The organism is Inquilinus sp. CA228 (assembly GCF_052078665.1).
GTDB lineage: Bacteria > Pseudomonadota > Alphaproteobacteria > DSM-16000 > Inquilinaceae > Inquilinus.
This window is the reverse complement of record NZ_JBQJIK010000075.1, coordinates 21,525-41,864: the sequence shown is the minus strand read 5'-3', so window position 1 is coordinate 41,864 and position 20,340 is coordinate 21,525. Positions and strand designations below refer to the sequence as shown.

Below are 20,340 nucleotides of genomic sequence, written 5' to 3'. Positions count from 1 at the left end.
ATGGCCGATGATATCGGCGACGCGGCCGAATCGCTCGGCATCAGCGCCGAAGGGCTGCAGGAGATCCGCTTCGCCTTCAGCGGCGCCGCCGATGCCGAGCAGGTGGACGGCGCAATCGCCCGGCTGGGCAAGACCATCGGCGAGGCCAGCCTGGGCAGCAAGGAGGCGATCAAGACCTTCGACGACCTCGGCGTCAGCTTCCGCGACGGTGTCACCAAGCAGATCCTGCCGACCGACCAGGTGCTTCGCGCCGTGGCCGACCGGATCGCCGCCATCGGTTCGCCGGCGCAGCAGGCGGCGCTGGCCGTCAAGCTGTTCGGCCGCGAGGCCGGCACCAAGCTGCTGCCGGTGCTGCGCCAGGGTGCCAAAGGCTTCGACGATGCCGCGGCCCGGGCCCGGGCGATGGGCGCGATCATCGGCAACCAGACCGTGGCCGACGCCGGCGCGCTGCAGCAGCAGCTGGACGAGCTGGCCGTGGTGGTGCGGGCCCAACTGACCGCTGGCTTCGTCGAGGCCGGGCCGCAGATCCTGGCCTTCACCAGGCTGCTGGCCGACAACCTGCCGATGGCGGTACAGAGCGCGGCCGGCCTACTGAAGTTCCTGGCCGAAAACCTAAAAACCCTTGCCACGGTCGCGGCCGGGCTGACCGGTGCGCGGCTGGGTGCCTTCATCGGATCGCTGGCCGGCAGCTTCCTGGGGCCGCTGGGCGCCGTCGCCGGCGCCTCGATCGGCGCGGCGGCCGGCGCCGGCGCGGCCTATCTGGCCATGGGTGACGATGCCGAGAGCGCGGCCGCCACCACGGCCCAGGCGCTTGGCACGCTTGGCACGGCCGAGCAGCAACACCTGACGGCTTTGGAGAAGGTCCGCAACGTCTATGCGGAGCTGAAGACGGCGAGCGGCGAGCGGGCCGACGCGCTGAAGGCCGAGGCCGACGCCATCATCGACAAGGCGACGCAGGAGGATCTGGCTGCGGCGCAGGCTGAGTTGGCCCGGCGCCAAGCCGCGACGGCTGCCGCCAGGACCGACCAGCAGCCTGTCTTCGACGTGATGGGCAACGCGACCGGGTTCACCGAAGGCCCTGGCCAGAGGGAGGCCGAGCAGGCCGAAGCTGAGCAGCGGGCCATTGTCGATGCGAAGATAGCCGATATCGAGAAGCTTAAAGCCGTCGCCGCCGGCACCGAGGCAATCTTCGACCCGGCGACGGCCGGCGTCGACGAACTGGTCGATCATCTCGGGCAGATCAACGGCGACCAGATCACACAGACCCAGGCCGACATGGTCTCGGCCAATCAGGCGATCCGGGATCTTGTGGCTACGGTGCAGGGCACACCGGCCGAGATCCAGGCGCTGAGCGAGCAGTACGGCGTGTTGCTCGCGGACCTTGCCAGCGTGACCGGCTGGGATATTGCCGGCCAGTCGATGGCGAACTTCATCCAGGGCGCCCAGGACATCGCCACGCAGTTGCGCGAAGGCCAGATCACGACCGACCAGGCGGCCGAGCGGTATCAGCATCTGCTCGACCTGTTCGGCGTCAACGTCAGCGCGTCGCAGATCGTCGGCGAGATTGGTCGGATCAAGGACGCCATGGACCAGATGGCGGTCAGGGCGGCTTCCGCGTGGTCGACTCTGACCTCAAAGCTTGGCGGCGTGGTGGCGCGCTTCGTCACCGGCGGCGGCGGGCAGGTCGTGCCGGACAATGCCGGCGTCCCGCGGCCGCGCGGCACTCCGCCGGCGCCGCTGGTCTCGGCCGGCGGCGGCGGCGTCACGCTGCCGGCCAGCGGCGGGGGCGGCGGCAGCAAGGCGAAGGAGCCGAAGGACCCGAAGCTGCCGGAATTCCTGAAGGATCTGGAGCGCGAGACCGCGGCGCTGAAGCTGAACAGCGCGGCGCAGAAGGAGAACGAGCTTCTCATCAGGGCCACGGCTATCGCCAAGGAAGACCACATGAACAAGCTGCGCGAGAGCGCGGCGCTGACCGATGCCGAGACCGCGGCGATCAAGCGCAATGCTGCGGCACAGGCGGCGGTGCCGGACATCGTGTCGATGGCCGGCGAGAACCTGCCGCAGTTCGGACTGGACGCCAGGTTGAAGGAGCTGGAGGTGCTGAAGGCGGCGCTGACCGACCCGGCCATCGTCGAGGCGCTGGCGGCGCAGGGTCTGACCGCGGCGGATGCGACCAAGGCGATCGACCTGGAGATGCAAAAGGCGACTGACAGCGCCTGGGGCACGGCCGGCGCGATCTCCGCCGTCGGCGATGCCATCCTGACCGGCGCCCAGGCGGCCGGCACGCTGGCGGACAAGCTGATGAATGTCGGGCTGGAGTTGGCGAAGCTGGCGCTGCAGGGCCTGTTCGGCCAGGGCCCGCTCGGCGGCATCTTCAACCAGCTGCTGAATGTCGGTGCCGGCGGGCTCATGGGGCTGGCGTCGGTTGGGTCGGCTGCAGGCGGCGGGGTCGCGGCGCAAGGGGTCATGAACGGCACCGGGTTCCGCCGGTCGTCCGCCTCCGGCAACCGGCTGGGCGGCGGCATGGGCACGATCATGGACGAGCTGGGGCAGGAGGCGATCAAGCGCGGCCAGGACATCTTCATCCCCGGCAGTCCGGCGACCGTCATGCCAGCGACGGCGACACGTAGCGCCATGGCCGATGGGCTGGCTCGCGGCGACATGAACCTTCATTTGAGCGTGACCGGCATCGGCGACAAGGAACTGTTGGCCCGCGTCACGGCCGCGTCGCAGCAGGCCGCGCGCCAGGGCATCGCCGCATACGATCGCAAGCTGATGGATCGGGTCGACGACCAGAGGATGCGGGTCCGATGACGTTCCTGATCCTGCCGAAGCCGGTCGGCCTGAAGATGACCACGGAGATGTGGCGCATCGATGCTCGCACTCGCTCCGGCGGAGAGACGATCACGGGGCGCGAGCAGATCGTGCACAGCGGGCTAGGCCGCTGGGTCGCCGACGTGACCTTCGCCGCGCATGACCCGGCGTCGATCCGCCTGCTCCGCGCTCTGGTGGCAAAGCTGCAGGGGCGCCTGAACGCGGTCAGCATCGGGCCTTGCGATTGTTTCTCGGCGCCTGACAGCGTGCCGCTGGTCCACGGCATCCCCTATGACGATCAGTCGTTTCACACGGACGGTGCCGGCTTCGTCCAAGGCGGCACGCCGCCGGTCGTGATTGAGGAAGTGACGAACATCCAAGCTCTGGCCGGCGCCTACTCGGTCAAGATCATGATCGGCTCAACCATCGCGCCGATCCCGGAAGGCGTCTACATCGGCCTAACCGGGCGGCTCTACATGGTCGTCGGGTACACCGAGTTGGAGAACGAGACGGCGCAGCTTGACTTGCTGCCGCGGATCCGGCCGAGCACCAGCGACCCGACGGTCGCCATCCCGGTCGACGAGACCGTGCTGTGGTGCGGCGCCCGCTGCCCGATGCGGCTGGCGACCGACGACAGCGGGTCGCTGCAGTTGCAGCTCGCGCGCTACGGCACCGCGACGCTCAGCATGGTCGAGGCGAACTTCTGATGCCGCTGTTCACCGAGACGATCAGGGCTGAGGCCAACGGGGAGACGGTCGGCGCGGCGCTGTTCGTGACATTTGAATTCAAGAGCGGGCCGCTGCACATCTGGGAGGGCGATGGCCCCTACCGGCGCGAGGACATCACCTGGCGCGGCATGGGCCACCGGGTGGACGGCGACGGCAACCCGCTGCAGTCGATCGACGGGCTGGAGCAGGCGATCAACGGCCAGTCGCAGCAGCTGAGCCTGACCCTGTCCGGCGTCGACGAGACGGTGGTGACCGCGGCCAAGAAGGACGCGGATGTCGATGAGATCGAGGGGCGGGACGTGATCGTCAGGCTGGGCTTCTTCACCGACCGGCTGGTGCCGCTGGACGGCCTTGTCGTGCTGAGCGTCTGGATCATGCAGAAGCCCAGCTTCCAGGCGACAGGTTCCGGCCTGCGCACCATCACGCTGCCCTGCGAGACGCTGTTCGTGCAACGCAGCCGGAGCCCGTTCTCGATGCTGACGGACCGCGACCAGCAGCGGCTGCACCCCGGCGACACGAGCCTCGTCTTCGTCCCGACACTGCAGGACAAGGAATTGCAATGGCCGCGGAACTGAGAGACCGCCCGGAAACGCTACTGGTGCGGCCGTCTGCCGGCGGTTTCTCCGCTTCCGGTGCTCACGGACCAATGTCCGCTGCGCGCCGGTTCTCGAAACCACCACCATCCGACTCACACCAGCGCATTTCCGAACGGTCTCTGCGCGCCGACTGGGCTGTCATGGTGCAGCGCGAGCTGGCCGATATGGAGATCGATGGACCGTGCTGCCTGGTCAACTCTCGCGCAACGGTTGCACCGTTGCCGCTGCGGCCGGTCAGCCGGTATTCGAGCGGCTGCGGTGGCTTTGCCCCGCCGGGCATGACGTTGCCCGGCATTGGCTGGCCAAAGTATTGATGGGCACCTCGCTCCTCGCCGACCTCGCGCGCCACTGCCGGGCCGGCGCGTCGACCGCCTTCGCCTGCGGCGCCATGGACTGCACGTCCTGGGTGGCCGACTGGGTGCTGGCGCGCACCGGGTGCGACGCCATGGCGGCGTGGCGCGGACGCTATCGCACCCGGCTGGGGTACCGGCGCCTGCTGCGGCGCGAGCCTGGCGGGCTGCGCGGCGCCGCGGCGCGATCGCTGGCCACGGTCGGGGCGTCCGCGATCGACCCGGCCCTGGCCGAGCCCGGCGATGTCGGCATCGTGCTGACCGGCGACGGCCCGGCCATGGCGATCCGCGGGCAACTGGGCTGGCTGGCCAAGACCGGCGACGGGCTGTGGCGCTGCCCGGCTGCCGTCGCGGCCTGGAGGATCTGATGCCGGCCGCAATCCCTCTCGCCGCCGTCGGCGTCGGCGCCGCCGCTTCGGCCGGCGCGATCGCCGCGGGGACCGCGACCTTCATCGGCCTCAGCGCGACGACCTGGGCCGTGATCGGCCTGGGCGCCTCGATCGCCGGCACGCTGGCGACGACGCTGCTGGCCGAGCAGCCGCCGAAGCCGAAGATGGCGGAGGGCAACCTCACCACCAAGCAGCCGATCCCGTCGCGGACCCGCGGATATGGCCGCGTCCGGAGCGGCGGCGAGCTGCTGTACGACGACAGCACCAGCGACGGCGACCTGAACCGGCTGCTGCACCATGTCTCGCATCTGGTGGCCGAGTTCGAGGAGCGCTGGCTGGCCGCTGAGCGGGTGCAGTTGGACGAGGACGGAAACGTCACCGACGACCCATGGTGGCAGGAGGACGAGTTCGGCGGCGACGGCGACAGCACGGTCGTCGTGGTCGAGTACCTGGGCACCGCCGACCAGGTGGTGGACACCATCCCCAACCCGCCATGGACCACGGATCATCGCGGCGCCGGGCTGTGCATGACCCGGGTGAAGTACAGCGACCTCGGCGCGGAAGACCAGGCCCGCGTGTTCCCGAGGGGGCCGCAAGCCTACAGCGTCGTGCTGAAGGCAGCGCTGATCTTCGACCCGCGCGACGTGGCGCAGGACTTCGCCGACGAGGCGACCTTCGAATGGTCGGACAACGGCGCGCTGGTGGTGCTGGACTTCCTGACCCGGGTGCAGATCGCGGCCGACGGCACGCGCGTGCCGTGGGGCTTCGGGATCAAGGAGCGATGGATCAACTTCGACAGTTTCGCCGACGCGGCCGACGACAGCGACGACGAAATTGACCTAAAGGACGGCGGTGTCGAGAACCGCTGGCGGATCTGGGGCAAGTACGAGCTGACCGAGGACCGAAAGGCCGTGCTGGGCGACCTGCTGGACGCGTGCTGCGGCCGGCTGCTGCAGGGGCCTGACGGCAAGATCGGCCTGGACGTCGGCAAGCCGGACCCGGTCGCGGCCGTGACCATCACCGACCCCATGATCAAAGAGTACGACCTGTCGGCCGGCAAGTCGGCCATCACTCGCGTCAACGAGGTGCGGGTGACCTATGTCGCGGAGGCGTGGAACTTCAATGAAGTCGAGGCGGGCATTCAGTCCGACCTTGACGCCATCGATCGCAACGGGCTGGAGAGCATCAAGCAGGCGCTGCGCTTCGTGCCGGCCGAGAGCCAGGCGCAGCGCGTGGCGAAGTTTCTGCTGAAGAAGGGCTCGCCGTCCTGGCAGGGCCGCATCCGCGGGACGTTGGCATTGCTCGATGCGTGGGGCGAGCGCTGGGTGCGGCTGACGTTGGCCGAATTGGAGATCGACCAGATCTTCGAGATCGGCGGCATCCGACTGATCCGTGACGACGGCGTGCTGGAGTGCGAGATGGAGATCACCAGCTATGACGGCTGGTTCGACTGGAACCCCGAGACCGACGAGCAGGACCCGGCCGAGCCGCCGCCGGACACGGATGAGGACGGCAGCGGCGTGCCGATGCCGGAGAACGTGGCGGCGACGATCGAGCATCGCGCGGTCAACGGCCAGGGCACCGTGGCGATCGGCGTGATCAGCTGCGACCCGGCGCCGCGCACCGTGTACAAGGCCTGGGCCCGGGTGCGACCGGTGACGATCCCGACCTCGCCGCCCGACGTCTCGCCATGGGAGTTGATCGCGGCGCCGCAGGACACCTGGCAGGTCAAGACCGGACCGCTGGCGGACGGCGCCGGCTATGAAGCGCAGATGAGCTTCACCGGGCCGCGCGGGTCGCGCAGCAAATGGGTGCCGCTGCCGCCGCCGGACGACACCGGGCCGGTGCAGTTCACCGCCACGGCCGACCCGGTGGCGCCGGCATCGCCGACCGGCCTGACGGCGCAGGCGAACACGCCTGGCACCGGCCAGGTGACGGTGAGCGCGACGCAGCCGAACGACCCGCGGGCGGCGAGCCTGCGGTTCTACCGGAACAGCAGCGACAGCTTCGTCGGCGCCACGCTGGCGTCGGGCCCATACTTCGCCGGGCCCGGCAGCACGCGCAGCTTCGTGGAGACGCCCGGCGTCGGCGACTGGTGGTATTTCGCGACCTCGAGCAACGGGTCGAACGTGGCCAGCACGCCGGCCGGCGGGGTGCTGGCGGAGGTGTCGCCGGCGGCGGTGACGATCACCAGCCCGACCAACCCGACGAGCACCAACGACAACCGGCTGCCGGTGTCGGGGACCGGCGCGACGGCGGGCGCCGCCATCAAGCTCTACGCCAACGCGGTGCAGGTCGGCACCGGCACGGCGGACGGCTCCGGCAACTGGACGGTCACGCCCTCGACCGCCTACGGCAACGGCGTCAACGCGCTCACGGCGACGCAGACGGTCGGCGGCAACGAGAGCGCGGCATCCGGGGCCGTCTCGCTGACGGTCGCCGCGCTCGACACCGACGCCAGGGTCTATATCGACGCGATGACGCCGCGGCCGAGCTCGGCGCGGATGGGCTTGATCGACACGCTCGTCGCGGGGCTGAAGACAGACAGCGCCTGGTTGCTGCTGGACGGCCTGTTCCTGTTCGCCGCGCACGATGCGCAGGCGGCACGGATCAATGTCAAGACGCCGGCCAGCATCGCCGTGGTGACCGGATCGCCTGCGTTCGCCGTCGACAGCGGCTATACCGGCGCCGTCTCGTCCGATATCGACCTTCTGTACAATCCGTCGACCGGCGGCGGGAACTGGGCACTGAACTCGGCCACGCTGCTCGTCTATGGTGTGGCCAGCGTTGCGGGCAATGATAACCCGCCGCTCGCGCTTGGCACCGCCGGTACAGGGGCCACATCCAGGATCACGCCGCGAACCGCGGGCGACCAATGCGGCGGCCGGGTCAATGACGCGACCTTCGTCGGCGCGGCGAACACCACAACCCTTGGTTCCTTTTCGGTCCGGCGCTCCCTGGCCTCTGGTGCCGGGGCTAAGCAGATCGACAAAGACGGCGTCCAGATCGGCACAGCGACCACGGCCAGCACGGCCGTCGGCAACGCCACATTCCGGGCGCTGCACGGCACCGGCTCGGCGGTGAGCAACATCCCGCTCGGCGTCGTCGCGTTCGGCGGCTATTTCGACAACACCAAGATCCTGGCCCTGCACACCCGCCTGCACGCCTATTTGCAGGCGATCGGCGCCGTCCCCTGATCCTTCGCCGCCCCGGCGGCTACTCGACAATCTGATGGAGTAACCCGGTCATGGCGATTCCGACCGTCGATGAGGTGTGGGCAGACTTCAATCTGGACGGCACCGTGAAGGAGCCGGCGAAGCAGGACATCCGCCGCCTGCTGCGTTTCATCCAGGCTCTCGCCGAGGCGTCCGGGATGAAGACCTACCCCAACAAGGCGGCGATGGATGCCGACCTGACCCAGGAGGACGGGCAGCCGGCGTTGCTCTATGCCGACCCGGTCGAGGCCAACAACTATCCGACCGTGTGGGTGTGGGATGACGCCGGCAACGAATGGATCGATGGGGTCGACCGAATCACTCCGGTCAAGGTCACGGCCGATGCCGCCATGGCCATTGCCGGCCCGCTGGCTGACGCCACCAATATCCTCATGGGAAACATCCTGGAGCTTGTCGGCGGCCTGAAGTTCTTCGGCTTCACTCTGCGCTCGGACCCGACCCACCCGATCTACGATTGGGCCATTGTCACCACCACCAATCGCGTCTTCCTGGCGGGCCGGAAGGATGGCTTTTACGAGTTGCTGGGCGTGAAGTTCGACTTCACGACGTCGCCCTATCCGCTCGCCATCCTCAATCGATTCGGGAAGATGCTCATGGGCATCGGCCCGGATGGCTATCCGGTCGGCGGGCTCAACCCCCAGCAGACTGAGGAAGTCGAGGCGATCGCGGACGCGAGCGGAGCCAATGACCCGTCGCAGCTTTCCCCCGTGTATCTCGGAACGGATGATAAGGTCTATGAGGCTGGCCCGGCTGGGCCGTCCCTAGTCATTGGCCTAGATGCTCCGTACAAATTCCTGTACCGCGCCGACAAGAGAGCTGGTCGCATTTACTCGATTACTGACCGTCCATATATTTCGAATGTTGTTACCGCCGTCGCGATCCATCGCTCCCTGAAATACACTGTTCCGAGTGCGGAAGAAATTCTGTTCATCATCCCGGTCATAGGTCAAAGCCTTTCGGTCGGCGTGCTGGGCACTCCGTTGACGCTCGGCCTTACCAACCCGCACCCGGAACACATCCTCAAAGTTGAGGGGCTGGACGTGCGCCTGGGCCTCATGAGTGATGGCGTTGCCGACGATCTGCTCAACCCGGCCACGATCGCCGATTTCGACCCCCTCATTTCAATGTCAGGCGTCGCCGGCCCGGTGCTCGGCCTGACAGTATCCGAGGGCATGGGGCCGGGCATCGTCAGCGAGTGCTTCGACAACATGCACGGCTTCCGCCCGCGCTGCCTGTTCTTGAACGTGGGTCGTTCTGGCATTGGCTATTCCGGACTCAAGAAGGGCACGAACGCCTATACCAACCTGATCGCCGCGATCACCAAGATCTGCACCGTCGCCCGTGCGAAACTCTATGTGCCCTATGTTCCGGGCGTGATCCTGGTCCACGGCGAGACCGATGCCGCCAGTGCCACCTACTACGCCGACCTTCTGGAGTGGCAGACCGACATCGACACCGACGTTCGACCCCTCACTGGCCTTGCGGGTGTCGGGCAGGCGCGGACCATCCCGTTCATCATGAACATGCACAGTTCGTTCCTGGCAGGGCAAATCCAGTCTGTGCTCGCGCAGGGCAAGGCGATGGATGATTTCCCGGATAGGTTCACAGTCGCCTGTCCGAATTACCAGTTGAAGCCGCACTATGTCGATGGCGTCCACTTCAACGGCCAGGGCTATCATGACCTCGGCCGCCTCTATCTCGCCAAGGCGTTGATGAAGCAGGTCTTCGGCGGCGGATGGACTCCGTTGTGGCCAGACCGTGCGGAGGTAGATTGGGACGGCACCACCCTGACGGTGCCGTTCAAGATCCCGCAGGGCACGGTCTCGATTGACACCAGCATCGTCACCGACCCCGGCCACATGGGCTACACGGCCTTGGACGGTGCCGGCGCGCTTCCGATCAGCTCTGCGGCTTTGGTTGGCGGCGGCACAGCGGCGCAATTCACCTTCGGGCGTGCAGTCTCGACGGCCCCGAAAGTTCGCGCCGGTCTGGTCGGCTACGCCGCCACTCCACGGGTGGACAACTACGCCACGATGCCGCGCACGGTGCTGCGTGACGGCGGCGGCAACTGGCTCCCACACCACGAAGTCCAATTCGCCTAACCTGAGAGGATCCAATGTCGATTCGCATCGAGCTTCCGTCGACCGTCACCCGCCCCGGCATGCCGGCCTATTGGGGTGACAACCCGCTCGCCGATCTCCCCAACTGCATCGCCGCATACGACTTCACGAGCCAGGGCGACCAGTCCGACAACGGCCACGACATCACCGGCTCATTCCCGGCGCCGACCACCGAGGGTTGGGCTCTCCCCGGTGGAGCTAGCGGCCTGTCGTTTAGCCTAATCCCGCCCAACCCGGAAGTCTCAGGTATCATCGCCTTCAAGATCGCTACATCCGCTGCCGCCGATGGGTTCCTGTTCAGTTGCCGGCATCCTACGGAAAATCGCGGCTTCGCTCTCAGGTGGAACAACGCCGCCAGTGCTATGCAGCTACAGGTTAAAGATCCTGGCGGTACTGTCCTAACGACACTCGTCGCGCCGGCCATGGTCATTGCGAAAAATACTTGGTATATTGTCGGCTTCCGGACACATAGTCCTCTCTCGTCTGTCGCGGCCTTCATCTGGATCAACTACGCCGGGTCCAATAACAACAGCGTCACGCCCACGTTCTTTACTGGACCGAAACTAGCTATCACAACGCCGGTACTTCTCAACGATAACACGGATGGAGCCGTTACGGGGCCTCCCTGCACCGTAGGTGCCTGCGCATTCTATGATAGCACTATGACGACGGCGGAAATCCGCTCCGCTATGCAGGTCGCCGCCGACCACATGCTGGACGTGCACGGCGTTACCATTACTGTCAGCCCGACGTGATATAGTCGGCCGCACAATTAAATGAGGAAGCCATGCCTGGACCTGATGACTGGAGACGATATGAGGGCGCGGCCCGTGTGCTGTGCCGGCAGCGTGGCCTGAATCCGGATGAGAGCATTGGACACAGCGCCGGCCCGGCTCCGGACGGCTCTGTGTGCGACGTGATGCTCCTCTCGCCGCGGTGGGCACTCATGGCGATCGAGCTGGCGGACCTGGACGAGCGGAACCAAGCGCTGAGTTTTTTCAGCCCTCCCGCATCAGACTCACCGATACCCGCGCAGAAGGTGGACGAGTAGCGCAAAGGCCAGGGCCACGGCCGCGAGCGCAAGCCATGAGCCAGGGTCGGTGAAGTCGAGGTTGTCGAATGGAAGATGCTCCGGCCGTGCCCAAACGCCGTACTGGTCTAAACTCCGCTCCATGCGGGCTTGCTCCAAAAGGTTGAGAATATTGGGGCGATCATAGCCCCGCCGCCCCGATCTGTCACGCCCGCCTCGCGCGGGCTTCTCTATGCCCGGGAGGAAGCCAGCATGCCGGACACCGGAAAGCGTGCCGATTGGACCTATCGCGCCATCAACATGGTGATGAGCGCCGGCATCGCGCTCGGTGTCGGCTGGGTGGTCAACACGCTCGCGACGTTCAACAAGCTGCCCGGCCAGGTCAGCCAGCTCGTGACCGACGTCGACGCCGTGAAGAAGGCGCAGGAGGTGATGAAGCAGGCGCAGGCCGGGTTCGCGACCGCCGGCCAGGCGCAGACGCTGCGCACCGATGTCGACACCCTGACCGGTCGCGTCAACACGATCGAGACGACGGTGAACGGCCTGCTGAAGCCAGCCGGGCCGAAGCGATGATCCGCGTCCTGGCCGCCGCCCTGCTGCTGGCCGCGTGCAGCAGCCCAACCATCGTCGAGAAGCCCGTGATGGCGCCGGTCGACCGGCCGCGCGTGCCAGATGCGTCGAGGGTCGAATGCGAGCCGCCGGCCTGGGAGCCGATCAGCCTGCCGACCGATGCTGCTCAGCAGATCGAGGCGCGGCAGCGCGACCAGGCCAAGGCGGAGGCGGTCATCGCCGAATGCGACGGGCGCCGGGCCGCGGCTGTGCGCGCCTTCCGGCGCGGCGCTACCAAGTAGGAGAGCCCCATGATCACCGCCGACCAGATGCTCAAGCTCGGGCCGCACGCCACGTACGACCGTTGCCACCGGCTGGCCGCGGCATTGTCGGTGCTGCTGCCGGCGTGGGAGATCGACACGCCGCTGCGGATCGCGCATTTCATGGCGCAGGCGGTGCACGAAACCGACGGCCTTGTGGCGCTGACCGAGTATGCCAGCGGCGAGGCATATGAAGGCCGCTCCGATTTGGGCAACACCCAGTCCGGAGACGGCCGCCTGTTCCGCGGTCGCGGCATCTTTCAGACGACTGGCCGGGCGAATTACACCAGGCTCGGCAAGGCTCTGGCGCTGCCGCTGGCGACCGAGCCGCAGCGTCTGGCGCAGCCCGGGCTCGCCGTGCTCTCGGCCTGCATCTACTGGGCAGACCACGGGCTGTCGGCGCTGGCTGATGCCGATGAGGGCGTGAAGATCGGCCGGGCCATCAACCGCGGCAACCCGAATTCCAGCAAGCCGGCGAATGGCGAAGGCGAGCGGCTGGCGCTGATCGCGCTGGCGAAAACGGTATGGCCGGCGCCGCCTTCCCAACCCGACCACTCCACCAAAGCCCTGCAATCCGCCCTGAACCGCCTCGGTGCCAAGCCCAAGCTTCGGGTCGACGGCGACCTCGGCCCGCTGACGGCGGAGGCGATCCGGCGCTTTCAGTCCGCGAATGGCTTGGTGACCAGCAGCATCGCTGATGGCGACACCTGGGAGTTGGTGCGGGATGCGCTGGCGGAGTTGGAGGCCCAATGAAGATTAGAACCGCTTGACTGCTCCGAGCATGCGAGCGAATGCCACGGCGGCGCCGATACCTTGGATGGCGATCACGTTTGGCGCGCGGGACATCTGCTCGGCGATTCGGTCGGAATGAAATTGCTTGACCTCGATGTAAAGGTCCATCTCCGGCAGGTAAAAATCCAAGCCTTGCGAGGCCTTGGCGTCGACTCGGTCGTGCTTATACGCGATGCCTGCCGCATCGAGCGCGGCGGCGATGATCGTCTCCATCGGGTCGTCGAGAATGGGAGGCCGTTTCATCGCCTGCCCTCCCGTGCATCCGTCGCGGCAGCCGTCGCCGGCGTGCTCCCGCGCGGCACCAAGCGGATAACGACATGGTCCGGCGCCCCGGCGACGATCTCGCGCAGCACCGCGAGATGCGCGCCGACGCATGGCCAATCGAGCGACATGGCCTCCTCGTCGTCGACGGCATAGCCGATCTCGACCTCGGCGCCGCTCGGCGCGCGGAGGATCTCAGCCAGAGCCTCGGCCGCGGCGCGGTCGATCCGGGCGATGAGCGCGCGCAGGTCGGCCAGGACGCCAGATGGCGCCGTCCGCACGCCACGCGCCATCTTGTCGATCGAGCTGGCCGACAGGTCGAGATAGGCGGCGGCCTCCCGCTGGGAGAGACCGCCGCGCTGGACCAGAAGGGCGAAGGGAGTGACCATCAGATGACCAGCGGGTTACCGGTCGTCGTCAGGTGTCCGCGGATCTCGCCGCCAACCTCATCGCCATAGATCCGGCCCATTTCCTCGGCCGACGCCATCACTCGCTCGGCCAAGCCCTCAGCCAGCTCCGGGCGGTGCAGATGATCGCGGATGTGGTCGGCGATTTCGGTGATCTTGGCGGCGCGCCGCGCGTCGTACTCCGGGCTCACGCCGTCGTTATCGGTCAGCGCGAAGTACAGGTCCTGAAGGGTCTTGGTCATTTCTCTGCCCCTTGGCCTCTTGCGTCGGGCCGTCCCCGTCGCGTCATGGGTATAATGTGCGATTTTATCGCACAGATGTCAAGCGCAAATTCACAGCACGCCGATGAATCTCCATCAACCCGCCCGGCCGTCGCCGGGCTTTTTCATGCCCAAGGAGGGCATCCGTATGGCTGAACACCAAGGCCTGCCGGTCGCCGGCTACCGGCCGCAGAGCGACGACAAGGTCGCTCTGGTCAATCGCAACAAGGAGATGGAGGAGCGCGTACTCCGCCTTCTCGACGACCTCGCGGCCAATGCGGCGCCGGGCGTCGTCGATCAGCGCTGGTTCGCAATCGGCCGTACCCAGATCGAACAGGGCTTCATGGCCGTCAACCGGGCCGTGTTCCAGCCGGCTCGCGTCGCCCTTCCTGCCGAGGAGAAGTGACCATGGAGACCGTGACCCGCAACTGGAGCGACATCAGCCGCAAGGTGCTGGGCGGCTTGGTCGGCGCGATCGTCGCCGGCACCGCGACCGTATCCGGCCTGGACAGCGTCCTGCTCTGGCTCTGGAACGGGGTCTTCGGCCTGGCCGGCACCGGCGCCGAGATGCCGGCAGCCGTCGCGGCCGTGATCGGCACCGCGCTGGGCGCCTTCATCGGCGGCTATCTGCCGCGCGAAGCCGTCAAGCCAGGCGGCCCCTGATGCGCATCCTGGCTGCCGTCGCGCTGGTCCTGCTGTGTGGGATAGGCGCGGCGGTGCTGCTGTGCGGCTGGCGCACCCGGCGCATGCGGCACATCCGCGAGCAGCACCAGACCGAGGCGTGCAGGACGATCGAGGACGTGGCCCGGCTGAGGGGGATGTGAGGGCGCGGGGGCCGGCAGGCTAGGCCTGGACGCTCCGCGCGCTTGAAATCGATCTTCATGAAATACTCCATCAAAAATAATCATGCCTGAAACGCCCCTATCCTACGGCTTCCGCCATGGGCCGTCGATGGAGGCGCGAAGGGTGCCGTGTCATACGACCCCCTTAGTGCCGCGCAGCTTGCGGGCCAGCTTTGCGGCCACCAGATCGGCGACGTATTCCGCATCCGCCTCCGCCAGGCGCGGCGCCGCTGGTGAGGTGAAGCTGGACTCTATGCGTGCGATGATCTCGGCATTCATGGAGCGCTTGTTCTGCACAGCCGCCTCCTCTACCTGCCGCTTCATAGCGGCCGGAATGCGTAGTCTGAAATGTGGATCGTCGCGAGCCATGACACACGTATGCCTCACATTTGCCTTGACTGAAATGACGCATGGTGCGCTACTGACTCACCGTGCGTCATCCATGGAGGCATAATGAGGAGTGTAGATCCACAGATGAGGATCAGGCTGCCGCCGGGTCTTAAGCTTTGGCTCGAAGATCAGGCAAAGCGGAACGTCCGGTCTATCAGCGGTGAGATCGTCTTCCGGTTGGAGGAGGGTCGCCGCAACGACGAAGCGGCCCGCGAGGCGCGGGAGCGCGGCGACATCGAGGCGACACCCGACCGGCTGAATGGAGATGATCAATAGAAAAGGCGGTACCGGGTCTCTCGCCAAAGACCACCCGGCACCGCCTCGGTTCAACCTCTCGAACTTGGCGAGCCAGATTCGAGCGATGACGGGAAATAATATGGACAATTTTACCGAAGATTTCAATGGAGAACGCAGCGGAGCGGCTGTTACCACCATCGATTTTCACGGCGACACTCTCTTTGCGATGCATCGCAACGGCGACACCTACGTGGCGATCAAGCCGATCTGCGAGGCACTCGGTCTGGCGTGGCACGGGCAGCGAGAGCGCATCAGGCGGGACCCGATCCTCTCCGAGGGTATGGTGATAACCCCCATACCTTCGGCAGGCGGGACGCAGGACACGGCCTGCCTCCGCCTCGACCTGGTGAATGGATGGCTGTTCACGATCGAGGAGGGCCGGGTCAAGGACGAGGCGGTGCGCCAGCGCGTGCTGCTGTACAAGCGCGAGTGCTATCAGGCGCTGTTTCGGCACTTCCACGACAAGGCGGCTGCGGCCGTGGCCGAGGTTCCCCACGACCATGGGCCTGGCGCTGAGATCCTGGTGCTTCCCGACGCGGCCCGCCTCTGGATCGACCTGGTGCGCGAGGCCCGCATCCTGCGCGGCCGCCGCGCCGCGATCGCCCTGTGGGGACGGTCGCCGCTGCCGACGCTCCCGGCCGAGCACGACATCGAGGAGGCCGGCCCCATGCAGCTGCGCGCCTTCCTGGCCGAGGCGACCGAGCCGGCGCCCGGCGCCTCGATCGGCGCGACGCCGCTGTACAAGGCCTATGTGATGTGGTGCCGGCAGAACCGGGCCCGACCAGCGAGCATCGCCTGGTTCGGTCGCAATTTGCCCGTCGACAAGCGTCGGTCCGGCTCGATGCACTATTGGGGCATCCGCCTGCGCCCGGAGGCCGAGGCCGCCTGATGCCCGTACTCGATCGCCGCGCCCTGTTGCTGGGCGCGGCCGCCGCAGCTGCCGTCGCGATCGCGGCGCCGGTTGCGGCAGATCGAAGCTGGCGCGCCTCGGACTACATCGACGGTCTGACCGCGCTGGGCTTCGAGATGCTGGCCGGGCCGCCCGGCCGATGGTGGGAGGGCGAGCCGCACAGCATCACACCGGCGCAGCGGCTGCAGGAATCTGCACTGCGGGCCGGGTTGGCCGCGGCGCCCTGGCACGGCCAAGGCGTGCGCGATGAACTGGTGCGCCGCGGCCTGCTGGCCTAATGCTGGACATCTCCGAGCGAACTGGGCCGCCGTCACGGCGGCCTTTCTGTTGCCGTCTCACCCCCTTGACCAGCCGGGGCCGACCTCCAGCCTGGCGCCCTTGGCGCCGCAGCGGCCGCACACCAGCCGGTCGCCGAGCTCGCGCAGCAGGATGTGCCCGAAGCGGCGCCGGTCCAGGTCGACCCAGCCGCGATGCCGGCAGGGATGGGCGGTGCAGGTGGCGCGCAGCCGCTGTGACCGCGCCAGGTCCTGCAGCCGCTTCGCCCGCGGCCGGTTGGCCAGGAAGCGCTCGACCTCGTCCACCTCCAGGCCGAGCAGCAGATTGGTCTCGCCCGGCGTCATGCCGGCCTGGCGCGCCCGGGCCGTGATCGCGTCGCGCCAGTCGCGCTGCCGGTCCACCAGCATCTGCCGCTCGTGCCGGTCGGGATCGCGGGACAGGATGAGATCCTCCGAGAAGGGGCCGCGCCGGTGCTTCACGGCCGGACCGACAGCGCCTCGATGTGGCGCTCGGCGACGGCGAGGCCCTGCGCCAGCAGCGCCGCGATCTCGGCCTCGCGCAGGCCCAGCTGCAGGCCGCGCCAGCGCAGTTCGTTGCGCAGCACGGCATCCTCGATCTCCACATCGATGATCTTCTGCTCGAGATCGCGCGGCACGGCGCCCTCCCTTCGCGATGTTCCGATTATGTTCTATCGCGGAGCGGCGCGCGAGTCGAGTCCGTGCCGAGAACGCCGGCGGAACACCGGTCGGGACTATGTCGGGACTGCCCCCGGATCGGCATGCCGATCGGTGCCGGTTCGTTCCTTTTTGGCCGTCAGATGCCGCTTGCCAAATCCAGGCTGTGCCTATAGGAAATCTGCGGCGTTCGGGCCGACGGGGCGTAGCGCAGTCTGGTAGCGCGCCTGCTTTGGGAGCAGGATGTCGGGAGTTCGAATCTCTCCGCCCCGACCAGCCCGGGAGAACACAGAGGGTCGGCCGAGCCATGCAGGCGCGCATCTATCGTCATTCGAAGTCCGCGATGCAGAGCGGCCGCAGCAAGGTCCATGACTGGGTCCTGGAATACGAGCCCGCGACGCCGCGCCGGCCGGAGCCGCTGATGGGCTGGGTCGCCTCGGGCGACACGCTGAACCAGGTGCAGCTGACCTTCCCGAGCAAGGAGGAGGCGATCGCCTTCGCCGAGCGCAAGAGCATCGCCTATTCCGTGCTGCCGGAGCACGAGCGCCGGGTGGTGCCGCGCAACTATGCCGACAATTTCCGCCCGCGGCCGCGCTGAGCGGATACGGCCCCGTAGCTCAGCCGGATAGAGCACCCGCCTTCTAAGCGGACGGTCGCTGGTTCGAGTCCAGCCGGGGTCGCCATCCTTCTCCCCCGCTACAGCACGAAGTCGCCGGCGACGAGGCTGAGGGTGCCGGTCAGGGTGATGTTGAAGTCGGCGGTGCCGTTGCCGTTGACGTCGCCGGAGACGATGGTCCGGCCGGCGTCGTGCCAATAGTGGAGCTGCCCGGCGACGCCGGTGAAAGCGCCGGTGCCGATGAAGCTGAAGGCCTGGTCGCCGGCCACGGTGGTCCGGGCGTCGATCCCCGCCAGGTCGATGCGGTCGCCCTGGGCGTGGCTGAAATCGGTGATCCGGTCGGCATTGGCGCCGACCACGCTGTCGCTTAACGCGGTGAAGGTGAAGCGGTCGGCCCCGGTGCCGCCGCTGAGCGCGTCCTTGCCGGCCCGGCCGAAGAGGGCGTCGTTGCCGTTCCAGCCCTGCAAGACGTTGGCGCCGGCGTTGCCGTAGAGGCTGTCGCTGCCCTGGCTGCCGGAAAGGTTCTCGATGCCGCTCAGCGTGTCGCCCTGGGCCTCGCCGCCGCCGCCGAGGCCGCTGGCAAGGCTGACCACAACCCCGACGGTGCCGCTGTAATAGCTGGCGGTGTCGGTGCCGGCGGCGCCCGCCAGCACATCGGCCCCGGCGCCGCCGCGGAGGACGTCGTCGCCGACGCCGCCGTTGAGGCTGTCATTGCCGGCCTCGCCCGACAGCGTGTCGCCGAAGGCGGTGTCGACCGCGGTGGCGAGCGCGTCGTCGCCGGCGCCGCCGCGGAGCTCCACGGCGAAGCCCATGTTGACGGTGCGGATCACGTCATTGCCGGCTGAGCCCTGGATCACCTCCCAGTTGAGCCAGGCATCCGTGAGGATGTGGGGATCGAACATGCCCGCCTGGTAGTCGCAGACCGTGGCCCAGTCGAACACGATGGTGTCGCGGCCGACGTCGCCGTCCAACAGGTCCGGCCCGACCCCATTGTCGACATGGAGGACATCGTCGCCGCCACCGCCGTCGAGCTTGTCGTCGCCGCCGAGACCGGAGAGGACGTCGTTCCCGCCCCAGCCTCGGAGCAGATTGGCTCCGGCGGAACCGGTGAGGGTATCGCCATAGAAGTCGGTGCCCTCGACGTTCTCGACGCCGGAGATCACGTCTCCTTGCGCTTCGCCGCCGCTGCAAAGGCCGGTGCTGAGATCGACCGTCACCCCGGCGGGGCTGTAGTAGTAGAGGATACTGTCGGTGCCGGCGCCGCCGTCGAGCCGATCCGCCCCAGCGCCGCCCCGGAGATCGTCGTTGCCGTCGGCGCCCAAGAGTGTGTCGTTGCCGCCCACTCCGTAGAGCCGGTCGCCGTCGCCGTGACCGACGAGGATGTTGGCCGCCGCGGATCCGACCAGGATGTCGCCGAGGTTGGTGCCGTCGACGTTCTCGATGCCGGAGATGACATCGCCTTTGGCATCGCCGAGATAGCCTCCGCCTCCGGTGAGGTCGACATAGACCGGGACGTACGCCGGCAGGAAGAGAGTTTCGTAGATGAGCGTGTCGATGCCGGCCCCGCCATCGATGTGATCCGCCCCCGCCCCTCCGAACAGGATGTCGCCGCCGGTGCCGCCGATGAGCGTGTCGGACCCCTCCAGGCCATAGAGCTGGTCGTCGCCCTCATAGCCGTTCAGGACGTTGGAGCTGCCGTTGCCGGCCAGAGCGTCCCCGGCCTTGCCGCCGTTGACGTTCTCGATGTCGACAAAGGTGTCGCCCTGGGCATCGCCGTAGAAGCCCTGGCCGGTGGAAAGATCGACGAACACTGCGGCGACGGCGCCGTAATAGCTGACCAGGTCGAACCCGCTGGACCCTATCAGCGCATCGGCCCCGGCGCCGCCACGGAGCACGTCGTCGCCGTCGCCGCCATGGAGTTGGTCATCGCCGCCGAGGCCGCTGAGGACGTCGTTTCCCCCAAATCCCCAGAAACCGTTGGCCGCGGCCGAGCCGGTGAGGGCATCGCCATACAGGTTGACGCCCTGGATGTTCTCGATGCCGGAGATCACGTCGCCCTGTGCCTCGCCGCCGGCAGCGCTGCCGGTGCCGAGATCGATGGTCACACCGGCGGAGGCCAGATAGTAGTCGATCATGTCGGTGCCGGCGCCGCCGTCGAGACGATCCGCCCCGACGCCGCCCCGCAGGTAATCGTCGCCGGCGCCACCATAGAGCCCGTCATTGCCGGCCTCGCCGTAAAGCAAGTCACCGCCGTCGCCGCCTTGGAGCGAATCGCTGCCGTCGCCGCCGCTGATCGCGTCGTGGCCGCCACCGCCGTAGATATGGTCGGCCCCGCCGAGGCCGTAGAGAGTGTCGGCGTCGGCCGTCGCCAGGGGGAAGTCGGTGAAGCCGGACGGGACGAGCACCCCGTCGCCGGCGACGTGGATCACGTCGTTTCCTGCGGTTCCGCTGACGATGGCCATGATCGCTCTCCCGGTCCAAAG

Annotated in this window: 25 protein-coding genes and 2 tRNA genes; 20 read left to right on the top strand and 7 right to left on the bottom strand. The window is 67.6% G+C overall.

Annotation, left to right across the window (positions count from 1 at the left end; translation table 11 throughout):
- The 11 genes from ACTOWL_RS29645 to ACTOWL_RS29595 all read left to right on the top strand — a co-directional run.
- On the top strand, nucleotides 1–2,814 hold a 2,814-nt coding region (locus tag ACTOWL_RS29645; RefSeq protein WP_441324886.1), incomplete at its 5' end, for a hypothetical protein.
- Nucleotides 2,811–3,521, top strand: coding sequence for a hypothetical protein (locus ACTOWL_RS29640; RefSeq protein ID WP_441324885.1), 711 nt, complete (start codon nucleotides 2,811–2,813; stop codon nucleotides 3,519–3,521). The genes ACTOWL_RS29645 and ACTOWL_RS29640, both read left to right, overlap by 4 nt.
- Nucleotides 3,521–4,117 (top strand): hypothetical protein, encoded by a 597-nt coding sequence (locus tag ACTOWL_RS29635; protein ID WP_441324884.1) that lies wholly within the window; start codon nucleotides 3,521–3,523, stop codon nucleotides 4,115–4,117. Before ACTOWL_RS29640 ends, ACTOWL_RS29635 begins: the two co-directional genes overlap by 1 nt.
- A 161-nt stretch (nucleotides 4,118–4,278) precedes the next feature.
- A complete protein-coding gene (locus ACTOWL_RS29630) occupies nucleotides 4,279–4,452 on the top strand; it encodes a hypothetical protein (RefSeq protein ID WP_441324883.1) in 174 nt (57 codons plus the stop codon).
- The gene (locus ACTOWL_RS29625; RefSeq protein WP_441324882.1) at nucleotides 4,452–4,856 is read left to right on the top strand and encodes a DUF6950 family protein; all 405 of its coding nucleotides are present in this window, start codon (nucleotides 4,452–4,454) and stop codon (nucleotides 4,854–4,856) included. The genes ACTOWL_RS29630 and ACTOWL_RS29625 overlap by 1 nt, the downstream gene beginning before the upstream one ends.
- Nucleotides 4,856–8,074, top strand: a complete 3,219-nt coding sequence (locus ACTOWL_RS29620) for a hypothetical protein (RefSeq protein ID WP_441324881.1) — start codon at nucleotides 4,856–4,858, stop codon at nucleotides 8,072–8,074. Before ACTOWL_RS29625 ends, ACTOWL_RS29620 begins: the two co-directional genes overlap by 1 nt.
- Before the next feature lie 50 nt (nucleotides 8,075–8,124).
- The gene (locus ACTOWL_RS29615) at nucleotides 8,125–10,215 is read left to right on the top strand and encodes a hypothetical protein (RefSeq protein ID WP_441324880.1); all 2,091 of its coding nucleotides are present in this window, start codon (nucleotides 8,125–8,127) and stop codon (nucleotides 10,213–10,215) included.
- A 14-nt stretch (nucleotides 10,216–10,229) separates the two neighbouring features.
- Entirely contained in the window at nucleotides 10,230–10,988 is a 759-nt protein-coding gene (locus ACTOWL_RS29610; protein WP_441324879.1) for a hypothetical protein, read from the top strand.
- A 527-nt stretch (nucleotides 10,989–11,515) separates the two neighbouring features.
- Nucleotides 11,516–11,836, top strand: a complete 321-nt coding sequence (locus ACTOWL_RS29605) for a hypothetical protein (RefSeq protein ID WP_441324878.1) — start codon at nucleotides 11,516–11,518, stop codon at nucleotides 11,834–11,836.
- Nucleotides 11,833–12,114 carry a hypothetical protein gene (locus ACTOWL_RS29600; protein WP_441324877.1) on the top strand — a complete coding sequence of 94 codons (282 nt, stop codon included), beginning with the start codon at nucleotides 11,833–11,835 and terminating at the stop codon, nucleotides 12,112–12,114. Before ACTOWL_RS29605 ends, ACTOWL_RS29600 begins: the two co-directional genes overlap by 4 nt.
- Before the next feature lie 9 nt (nucleotides 12,115–12,123).
- Nucleotides 12,124–12,885 carry a peptidoglycan-binding protein gene (locus ACTOWL_RS29595; RefSeq protein ID WP_441324876.1) on the top strand — a complete coding sequence of 254 codons (762 nt, stop codon included), beginning with the start codon at nucleotides 12,124–12,126 and terminating at the stop codon, nucleotides 12,883–12,885.
- 3 nt (nucleotides 12,886–12,888) lie between these two features.
- On the opposite strand, the gene ACTOWL_RS29590 is transcribed toward ACTOWL_RS29595, so the two are convergent.
- From ACTOWL_RS29590 to ACTOWL_RS29580, 3 genes are read right to left on the bottom strand one after another with little or no spacing between them, the layout of a single operon-like run.
- Complete coding sequence (locus ACTOWL_RS29590; protein WP_441324875.1) at nucleotides 12,889–13,167, bottom strand: hypothetical protein; 279 nt, start codon at nucleotides 13,165–13,167, stop codon at nucleotides 12,889–12,891.
- Complete coding sequence (locus ACTOWL_RS29585) at nucleotides 13,164–13,574, bottom strand: hypothetical protein (RefSeq protein WP_441324874.1); 411 nt, start codon at nucleotides 13,572–13,574, stop codon at nucleotides 13,164–13,166. Before ACTOWL_RS29585 ends, ACTOWL_RS29590 begins: the two co-directional genes overlap by 4 nt.
- Nucleotides 13,574–13,834, bottom strand: coding sequence for a hypothetical protein (locus tag ACTOWL_RS29580; RefSeq protein WP_441324873.1), 261 nt, complete (start codon nucleotides 13,832–13,834; stop codon nucleotides 13,574–13,576). Before ACTOWL_RS29580 ends, ACTOWL_RS29585 begins: the two co-directional genes overlap by 1 nt.
- A 145-nt stretch (nucleotides 13,835–13,979) precedes the next feature.
- On the opposite strand from ACTOWL_RS29580, the gene ACTOWL_RS29575 reads away from it, so the two are divergent.
- From ACTOWL_RS29575 to ACTOWL_RS29565, 3 genes are read left to right on the top strand one after another with little or no spacing between them, the layout of a single operon-like run.
- Entirely contained in the window at nucleotides 13,980–14,258 is a 279-nt protein-coding gene (locus ACTOWL_RS29575; RefSeq protein WP_441324872.1) for an Acb2/Tad1 domain-containing protein, read from the top strand.
- Nucleotides 14,259–14,260: 2 nt separating this feature from the next.
- Nucleotides 14,261–14,515 carry a hypothetical protein gene (locus ACTOWL_RS29570; protein ID WP_441324871.1) on the top strand — a complete coding sequence of 85 codons (255 nt, stop codon included), beginning with the start codon at nucleotides 14,261–14,263 and terminating at the stop codon, nucleotides 14,513–14,515.
- On the top strand, nucleotides 14,515–14,676 hold the full coding sequence (locus ACTOWL_RS29565; protein WP_441324870.1) for a hypothetical protein: 162 nt from the start codon (nucleotides 14,515–14,517) through the stop codon (nucleotides 14,674–14,676). Before ACTOWL_RS29570 ends, ACTOWL_RS29565 begins: the two co-directional genes overlap by 1 nt.
- Nucleotides 14,677–14,826: 150 nt before the next feature.
- On the opposite strand, the gene ACTOWL_RS29560 is transcribed toward ACTOWL_RS29565, so the two are convergent.
- Nucleotides 14,827–15,063, bottom strand: coding sequence for an Arc family DNA-binding protein (locus ACTOWL_RS29560; RefSeq protein ID WP_441324869.1), 237 nt, complete (start codon nucleotides 15,061–15,063; stop codon nucleotides 14,827–14,829).
- Between the two features lie 105 nt (nucleotides 15,064–15,168).
- Between ACTOWL_RS29560 and ACTOWL_RS29555 the strand changes: the two genes are divergently transcribed.
- The 3 genes from ACTOWL_RS29555 to ACTOWL_RS29545 are packed head-to-tail and all read left to right on the top strand — an operon-like array spanning nucleotide 15,169 to nucleotide 16,569.
- Nucleotides 15,169–15,360 (top strand): hypothetical protein, encoded by a 192-nt coding sequence (locus ACTOWL_RS29555; RefSeq protein ID WP_441324868.1) that lies wholly within the window; start codon nucleotides 15,169–15,171, stop codon nucleotides 15,358–15,360.
- Nucleotides 15,344–16,270, top strand: a complete 927-nt coding sequence (locus tag ACTOWL_RS29550) for a phage antirepressor N-terminal domain-containing protein (protein WP_441324867.1) — start codon at nucleotides 15,344–15,346, stop codon at nucleotides 16,268–16,270. The genes ACTOWL_RS29555 and ACTOWL_RS29550 overlap by 17 nt, the downstream gene beginning before the upstream one ends.
- On the top strand, nucleotides 16,270–16,569 hold the full coding sequence (locus ACTOWL_RS29545; RefSeq protein WP_441324866.1) for a hypothetical protein: 300 nt from the start codon (nucleotides 16,270–16,272) through the stop codon (nucleotides 16,567–16,569). The genes ACTOWL_RS29550 and ACTOWL_RS29545 overlap by 1 nt, the downstream gene beginning before the upstream one ends.
- Nucleotides 16,570–16,626: 57 nt before the next feature.
- On the opposite strand, the gene ACTOWL_RS29540 is transcribed toward ACTOWL_RS29545, so the two are convergent.
- Entirely contained in the window at nucleotides 16,627–17,046 is a 420-nt protein-coding gene (locus ACTOWL_RS29540; RefSeq protein WP_441324865.1) for a hypothetical protein, read from the bottom strand.
- The gene (locus ACTOWL_RS29535; RefSeq protein ID WP_441324864.1) at nucleotides 17,043–17,222 is read right to left on the bottom strand and encodes a hypothetical protein; all 180 of its coding nucleotides are present in this window, start codon (nucleotides 17,220–17,222) and stop codon (nucleotides 17,043–17,045) included. Before ACTOWL_RS29535 ends, ACTOWL_RS29540 begins: the two co-directional genes overlap by 4 nt.
- A gap of 218 nt (nucleotides 17,223–17,440) precedes the next feature.
- Between ACTOWL_RS29535 and ACTOWL_RS29530 the strand changes: the two genes are divergently transcribed.
- From ACTOWL_RS29530 to ACTOWL_RS29520, 3 genes are all read left to right on the top strand, one after another.
- A tRNA-Pro gene (locus ACTOWL_RS29530) sits at nucleotides 17,441–17,517 on the top strand.
- Between the two features lie 31 nt (nucleotides 17,518–17,548).
- Complete coding sequence (locus tag ACTOWL_RS29525) at nucleotides 17,549–17,839, top strand: ETC complex I subunit (RefSeq protein ID WP_441324863.1); 291 nt, start codon at nucleotides 17,549–17,551, stop codon at nucleotides 17,837–17,839.
- Between the two features lie 8 nt (nucleotides 17,840–17,847).
- Nucleotides 17,848–17,924: transfer RNA gene (locus ACTOWL_RS29520), tRNA-Arg, on the top strand.
- A gap of 13 nt (nucleotides 17,925–17,937) precedes the next feature.
- Here the strand turns inward: ACTOWL_RS29520 and ACTOWL_RS29515 are convergent.
- On the bottom strand, nucleotides 17,938–20,319 hold the full coding sequence (locus ACTOWL_RS29515; protein ID WP_441324862.1) for a calcium-binding protein: 2,382 nt from the start codon (nucleotides 20,317–20,319) through the stop codon (nucleotides 17,938–17,940).
- Nucleotides 20,320–20,340 lie beyond the last annotated feature (21 nt).

Coding starts and splice junctions, on each gene's coding strand:
- ACTOWL_RS29580 (WP_441324873.1), bottom strand. CDS start 13,834: ATGACCAAGACCCTTCAGGACCTGTACTTCGCGCTGACCGATAACGAC.
- ACTOWL_RS29635 (WP_441324884.1), top strand. CDS start 3,521: ATGCCGCTGTTCACCGAGACGATCAGGGCTGAGGCCAACGGGGAGACG.
- ACTOWL_RS29570 (WP_441324871.1), top strand. CDS start 14,261: ATGGAGACCGTGACCCGCAACTGGAGCGACATCAGCCGCAAGGTGCTG.
- ACTOWL_RS29595 (WP_441324876.1), top strand. CDS start 12,124: ATGATCACCGCCGACCAGATGCTCAAGCTCGGGCCGCACGCCACGTAC.
- ACTOWL_RS29625 (WP_441324882.1), top strand. CDS start 4,452: ATGGGCACCTCGCTCCTCGCCGACCTCGCGCGCCACTGCCGGGCCGGC.
- ACTOWL_RS29590 (WP_441324875.1), bottom strand. CDS start 13,167: ATGAAACGGCCTCCCATTCTCGACGACCCGATGGAGACGATCATCGCC.
- ACTOWL_RS29585 (WP_441324874.1), bottom strand. CDS start 13,574: ATGGTCACTCCCTTCGCCCTTCTGGTCCAGCGCGGCGGTCTCTCCCAG.
- ACTOWL_RS29575 (WP_441324872.1), top strand. CDS start 13,980: ATGCCCAAGGAGGGCATCCGTATGGCTGAACACCAAGGCCTGCCGGTC.
- ACTOWL_RS29555 (WP_441324868.1), top strand. CDS start 15,169: ATGAGGATCAGGCTGCCGCCGGGTCTTAAGCTTTGGCTCGAAGATCAG.
- ACTOWL_RS29615 (WP_441324880.1), top strand. CDS start 8,125: ATGGCGATTCCGACCGTCGATGAGGTGTGGGCAGACTTCAATCTGGAC.
- ACTOWL_RS29640 (WP_441324885.1), top strand. CDS start 2,811: ATGACGTTCCTGATCCTGCCGAAGCCGGTCGGCCTGAAGATGACCACG.
- ACTOWL_RS29605 (WP_441324878.1), top strand. CDS start 11,516: ATGCCGGACACCGGAAAGCGTGCCGATTGGACCTATCGCGCCATCAAC.
- ACTOWL_RS29560 (WP_441324869.1), bottom strand. CDS start 15,063: ATGGCTCGCGACGATCCACATTTCAGACTACGCATTCCGGCCGCTATG.
- ACTOWL_RS29550 (WP_441324867.1), top strand. CDS start 15,344: ATGGAGATGATCAATAGAAAAGGCGGTACCGGGTCTCTCGCCAAAGAC.
- ACTOWL_RS29545 (WP_441324866.1), top strand. CDS start 16,270: ATGCCCGTACTCGATCGCCGCGCCCTGTTGCTGGGCGCGGCCGCCGCA.
- ACTOWL_RS29525 (WP_441324863.1), top strand. CDS start 17,549: ATGCAGGCGCGCATCTATCGTCATTCGAAGTCCGCGATGCAGAGCGGC.
- ACTOWL_RS29565 (WP_441324870.1), top strand. CDS start 14,515: ATGCGCATCCTGGCTGCCGTCGCGCTGGTCCTGCTGTGTGGGATAGGC.
- ACTOWL_RS29620 (WP_441324881.1), top strand. CDS start 4,856: ATGCCGGCCGCAATCCCTCTCGCCGCCGTCGGCGTCGGCGCCGCCGCT.
- ACTOWL_RS29600 (WP_441324877.1), top strand. CDS start 11,833: ATGATCCGCGTCCTGGCCGCCGCCCTGCTGCTGGCCGCGTGCAGCAGC.
- ACTOWL_RS29515 (WP_441324862.1), bottom strand. CDS start 20,319: ATGGCCATCGTCAGCGGAACCGCAGGAAACGACGTGATCCACGTCGCC.
- ACTOWL_RS29610 (WP_441324879.1), top strand. CDS start 10,230: ATGTCGATTCGCATCGAGCTTCCGTCGACCGTCACCCGCCCCGGCATG.
- ACTOWL_RS29630 (WP_441324883.1), top strand. CDS start 4,279: ATGGTGCAGCGCGAGCTGGCCGATATGGAGATCGATGGACCGTGCTGC.